At 71.6% G+C, this 4510-nt stretch carries 4 protein-coding genes and 2 pseudogenes; all 6 read right to left on the bottom strand.

Annotated features, from left to right (window positions below; genetic code table 11):
- Positions 1-258 (bottom strand): annotated as a pseudogene (locus GTW43_RS17145) (glycoside hydrolase family 2); the annotation flags it as partial.
- 61 nt (positions 259-319) lie between these two features.
- Positions 320-943 carry a hypothetical protein gene (locus GTW43_RS17140; RefSeq protein WP_161302897.1) on the bottom strand — a complete coding sequence of 208 codons (624 nt, stop codon included), beginning with the start codon at positions 941-943 and terminating at the stop codon, positions 320-322.
- A gap of 8 nt (positions 944-951) precedes the next feature.
- Complete coding sequence (locus GTW43_RS17135; RefSeq protein WP_161302896.1) at positions 952-1788, bottom strand: carbohydrate ABC transporter permease; 837 nt, start codon at positions 1786-1788, stop codon at positions 952-954.
- On the bottom strand, positions 1785-2756 hold the full coding sequence (locus GTW43_RS17130) for a sugar ABC transporter permease (protein WP_161302895.1): 972 nt from the start codon (positions 2754-2756) through the stop codon (positions 1785-1787). Before GTW43_RS17130 ends, GTW43_RS17135 begins: the two co-directional genes overlap by 4 nt.
- Complete coding sequence (locus GTW43_RS17125; RefSeq protein WP_161302894.1) at positions 2753-4090, bottom strand: ABC transporter substrate-binding protein; 1338 nt, start codon at positions 4088-4090, stop codon at positions 2753-2755. The genes GTW43_RS17130 and GTW43_RS17125 overlap by 4 nt, the downstream gene beginning before the upstream one ends.
- A gap of 152 nt (positions 4091-4242) precedes the next feature.
- Positions 4243-4510 (bottom strand): annotated as a pseudogene (locus GTW43_RS17120) (cupin); the annotation flags it as partial.

The raw sequence follows: 4510 nt of genomic DNA, 5'->3' as shown, positions 1-4510 counted from the left end.
GGCGAGGGTGCGGCGGTACCAGAGCACGGGGTGGTGTCCGGTGTCCCCCAGCCCGGACGCCGCCGACTCGGGCGGGTGCGGCACGTGCACGGTGCGGGTGTACGGGGCGGTGGTGTGCGGGTCGCTCCAGCGCTCGGCGCGGCCGCTGTCCTCGTCGTCGTACGCGAACTGCCAGGGGCCGCCGAGGTCGCGCCAGTCGGGATCACGGACGAGCTGGGGCCTCGGGTGGCCGGCGGCGTTCAGGTGCGGGTGGGGCATGCGTGAGCTCCGGGTGTCGTACGGGTGCGGGTGGACGCGGTGAGCGCGGTGGCGCCGGCCGTCAGCTCTCGGGCGCCGGGGCCTGCGCGCGGAGGTCGACCGCGGTGGCGGCGAAGGCGAGTGGGCCCGGCAGCAGCGGGAGCAGCAGCGGGATCGCCCAGGCCAGGACGACGCTCAGCAGGACGGCGCCGGTGAGGAGGAGCGTGCCGCGCGGGTCAGCGGCCGCGCGCAGCAGGGCCTCGCGGGCGGAGAGGCGGTGCGGCGCGCACAGGGCGCTCGCCCGCAGGGCCAGGACCGCGGCGCCGAGGACCAGCAGGGCGAGTGCCGGGGCCATGACGGCGGCGCCGGGCAGCGCGGCGCGCACGAGGGCGGCGTCGACCAGGACGATCAGCGCGAGCACGGGCGGCAGCAGGCCGAGGGCCAGCGAGCGTACCGAGAGGTGGGCGCGCAGTTCAGTGAGGTAGGTGCCGGCCCTCAGTTGGACCCCGTGGGCCGCGGTCCGGCGCAGGGCCGCGGACGCGGCGGCGAAGGCTGCGGGGGCCGTGACCACCGGGAGGCAGGCGAGGCTGGTGAGGAGTCCGACAAGGAGCATGTCGGCGAAGAGGGAGAAACCGGCGCCGAAGAGCTCTCCTGGTTCGCGGCGTTCGCGGCGTTCGCGCCGGGGTGCGACGGGTGCGTGGGCCATGGTCTGCCTCATCCCTTCAGCCCGGACGTGGCCATGCCCTGGACCAGGTAGCGCTGGAAGACGAAGAAGAACAGCACGATCGGGACCACGGAGATCACCGACATGGCGAACATGGGGCCGTACGCGGAGGTGCTCGACTGGTCGACGAAGCTGCTCAGGGCGAGCGTGATGGTGTACTTCTCCGGCGCGAAGAGGTAGATCATCTGCGTGAAGAAGTCGTTCCACGTCCAGATGAACGTGAAGATGGCCGTGGTGATCAGGGCGGGCCGGGCCAGGGGCAGCGTGATCGACCAGTAGGTGCGGAAGGGGCCGCAGCCGTCGATGCGTGCGGATTCCTCGAGCTCGCGCGGGAGTCCGCGCATGAACTGGACGATGAGGAACACGAAGAACGCCTCGGTGGCCAGGAACTTCGGCAGGATCAGCGGCCAGAAGGTGTCCACCAGGCCGAGCCGGTTGAAGATGATGTACTGCGGGATCAGCACGACGTGGTGCGGCAGCATCAGGGTGGACACCATGAAGGCGAACATCACCTTGCTCATGCGGAAGCGCAGCCGTGCGAAGGCGTAGGCGGCGAGCGAGCAGGACAGGACGTTGCCGAGGACGGCCCCGCCGGCGATCAGGAAGGTGTTGCCGAGCAGCCGGGTCACGCTGACGCCCGAGATGCCGTCGAGGGCGGTCGTGTAGTTGGACCATTCCAGGTGGCTGGGCCACAGGTTCAGGCTCGTCATCACCTCGTCGGCGGGCTTGAGCGACGTGGCGAGCAGCCAGACCAGCGGGTAGAGCAGGACGAGGAGCGCGACGGCCGAGAGCGTGTGCGGCAGCCACCGCTTCGTGGCGATGTTCATCGTCCCTCCTCGTCCGCGTAGAACACCCAGGACCGGGAGGTCCGGAACAGGATCAGGGTGATCGCACCGACGGCGATCAGCAGCAGCCAGGCCATCGCGGCGGCGTATCCCATGTGGGAGGCGGTGAAGCCGCGTTCGTACAGGTAGAGCGTGTAGAACATGGTGGAGTCGGCGGGGCCGCCGTCGCCGCCGCTGATGGCGAAGGCCGGGGTGAAGACCTGGAAGGAGTTGATGACCTCCAGGACCAGGTTGAAGAAGACCACCGGGGAGAGCATCGGCACGGTGACGGAGACGAACTGGCGCCAGCGGCCCGCGCCGTCGAGGGCCGCGGCCTCGTAGAGCTCGGGCGAGATCTGCTGCAGGCCGGCCAGGAAGATCACCATGGGGGCGCCGAACTGCCACACGGTGAGCAGGACGACGCCGTAGACCGCGAGGTCGGGGTTGCCGACCCAGCCGCCGGTGTGGATGCCCACCTTGTCGAGGACGTTGGCGACGGTGCCGCCGTCGTTGAACAGGGCCTTCCACACCAGGGCGATGGACATGCTGGCGCCGAGCAGGGACGGTGCGTAGAACGCGGAGCGGTAGAAGGCGCGGCCGCGGGCGAGGTTCTTCAGGAGCATCGCCACGCCCAGGGCCAGCCCGAGCTTGAGCGGCACGGCCACCACGACGTAGAGCATCGTCGTGCCGACCGACCGCCAGTAGCGGGGGTCCTCGGTCAGCATCTCCCGGTAGTTGCGCAGACCGATCCAGTGCGGCGGGTCGAACAGGTTGTAGTCGGTGAACGAGAGGTACAGCGAGACGGCCATCGGGACGAGCGTCAGGACGACCGCGCCGATCATCCACGGGGAGAGGAACACGTAGGCGGGCCACTGCCGTTCGCGGACCGGGCGACGCTTGCCCTTCGGCGGGCGCGCCGCCCCCGTGCTCGGGGCGCGCTCGGGCGCCCTGGTGGTGGAGAGCGCGCTCATGACTCCAGCTCCCTCTTCGCCTCGTCGATGAGTTCGCGGGCCGCCTGGCGCGGGGAGGCGAGACCGTACAGGACGCGTTCGTAGGTGTGGGTGAACGCGGTCTGGATCGCGAGGTCCCCGCGCGGCGGGGCGGTGGGCGGGATGTCGAGGCCGTATTTCTGCATGGTCTGCGCGTAGTCGTAGATCTCGCGCTCGGCGCCCTTGAGGGACGTGGCGAGGCGGGCGGCGATGGTGCGGTTCGGCGGGGTGGACCGGGAGAAGCCGAGGAGGTCGCCGGCCCGTGGGTCATTGAGCAGGAAGTCGATCAACTGGGCTGCCTCCTTGGGGTGTTCGCTCTGCGATCCGATGCCGAGGAGCATGCTCGGCTTGAAGTACGTGCCCGAGTGGCCGGCGTGCGTCGGGACGGGTGCGTAGCGGATGCTGTCGCCGAGCAGGGCGGTGTAGCCGGGGAACGGGGCGTCCCAGGTGAAGTCGGCGGCGGCGAGGCCGCGGCCGATGGGGCTGGTCTCGGTGCTCTTGGCCTGGACGGTGTCCCGGGGTTCGGCGATGGCGCCGTCGTCGCGCAGATCGCCGAGGAACGTCCAGAACTCGGCCAGGTCGCTCTCGGTGAAGCCGAGTCTCGTCTGGCTCGCGTAGAGGCGCTTGCCGCGGCCGCGCAGCCACACCTCGAAGACGTCCTCGTTGCCCCCGCTGTCGTTGGAGCCGGTGTAGGCGCGTCCGTCGGGTGACGTGAGGCCCAGCGCGGCGATCCTGCGGTTGGCCTTCGCCCACTCCTGCCAGGTCCAGGAGGGCTCGGGCGTCGCGATGCCGGCCTTCCGGTAGACGGCGGAGTCGTAGGCGTACCCGGTGATGCCGCGTCCCATCGGCAGCGAGAACTGTCCGCCCCGGTAGGTGCCCGTGCGCAGGAAGTCCTGGTCCATGTCGGACGTGCGGATCGTGCCGTCCTTGACGAAGTCGTCCAGCGACATGATGGCGTCGCCTCCCGCGTACTGGGAGATCTGCCGGTAGTCGAGCTGGACGACGTCGGGGACACCGCCGCCCGCCGCCTGGGTGGCGAGCTTCTGGAGATAGGCGCCGAAGTCGCCGTTCGAGGTGCGGACGGTGACTCCGGGGTGCTCCTTCTCGAAGAGGCGCACCGCCTTCTCGGTGCGGGCGGCCCGGTCGTCGTTGCCCCACCAGGAGAACCGGAGGGTGACACCGTGGCCCGTGCCGCCGCTCGCTGCGGAGCACGCGGAGAGGGTGCCGGTCAGGGCCGTGCCGAGGCCGGCTGCTGCTGCGGACAGGACGAGCCGGCGGCTGGGGCGCCGGGCCGGGCCGTGCGGTGGCTCGGGCATGAGGGCCTCTCAGGGGCGGAGTGAGGAAAGGAGAGCGAGGGAAGGAAGGGCGCTGCCCGCCGCGTGGGCGTGGCCGGGTCGGGGGCGGACGAACCGCCTGCGGCGGCAGGGCCGTTGAGAACGCGCTGCTGCCGCCGCGGGGCGGGCGCGGGTCAGATGCCGGGGTAGACGTCCAGCCGCCCGCACATGCCGAAGCGGCCGCGTGCGGTGGGGCCGGTCGCAAGGACGCGGGCCCCGGTCAGGTGCTGTGCGTCGCCCGCGCGCAGGGCGGCGAGTTGGGCGCCGGTCGCCGCGGCCGCGGCGTGGGCGCCGTCGCGCCAGCGCTGTTCCCAGGCGTCGAGCCGGGGCCGCACGAGCGCGGCCGCGGCCCGCTGGAACGCGGCCAGGGGCTCCGGGTCGCCGGACTCGGTGGCGTCGCGC

Origin of the sequence: Streptomyces sp. SID5785, from assembly GCF_009870065.1 — a bacterium.
Lineage (GTDB): Bacteria > Actinomycetota > Actinomycetes > Streptomycetales > Streptomycetaceae > Streptomyces.
This window is presented reverse-complemented; position numbering and strand designations above follow the sequence as displayed.

What these genes read in the sequence shown, in the direction of transcription:
- GTW43_RS17140 (WP_161302897.1), bottom strand. Translation starts at nt 943, where the DNA reads ATGGCCCACGCACCCGTCGCACCCCGGCGCGAACGCCGCGAACGCCGC.
- GTW43_RS17135 (WP_161302896.1), bottom strand. Translation starts at nt 1,788, where the DNA reads ATGAACATCGCCACGAAGCGGTGGCTGCCGCACACGCTCTCGGCCGTC.
- GTW43_RS17130 (WP_161302895.1), bottom strand. Translation starts at nt 2,756, where the DNA reads ATGAGCGCGCTCTCCACCACCAGGGCGCCCGAGCGCGCCCCGAGCACG.
- GTW43_RS17125 (WP_161302894.1), bottom strand. Translation starts at nt 4,090, where the DNA reads ATGCCCGAGCCACCGCACGGCCCGGCCCGGCGCCCCAGCCGCCGGCTC.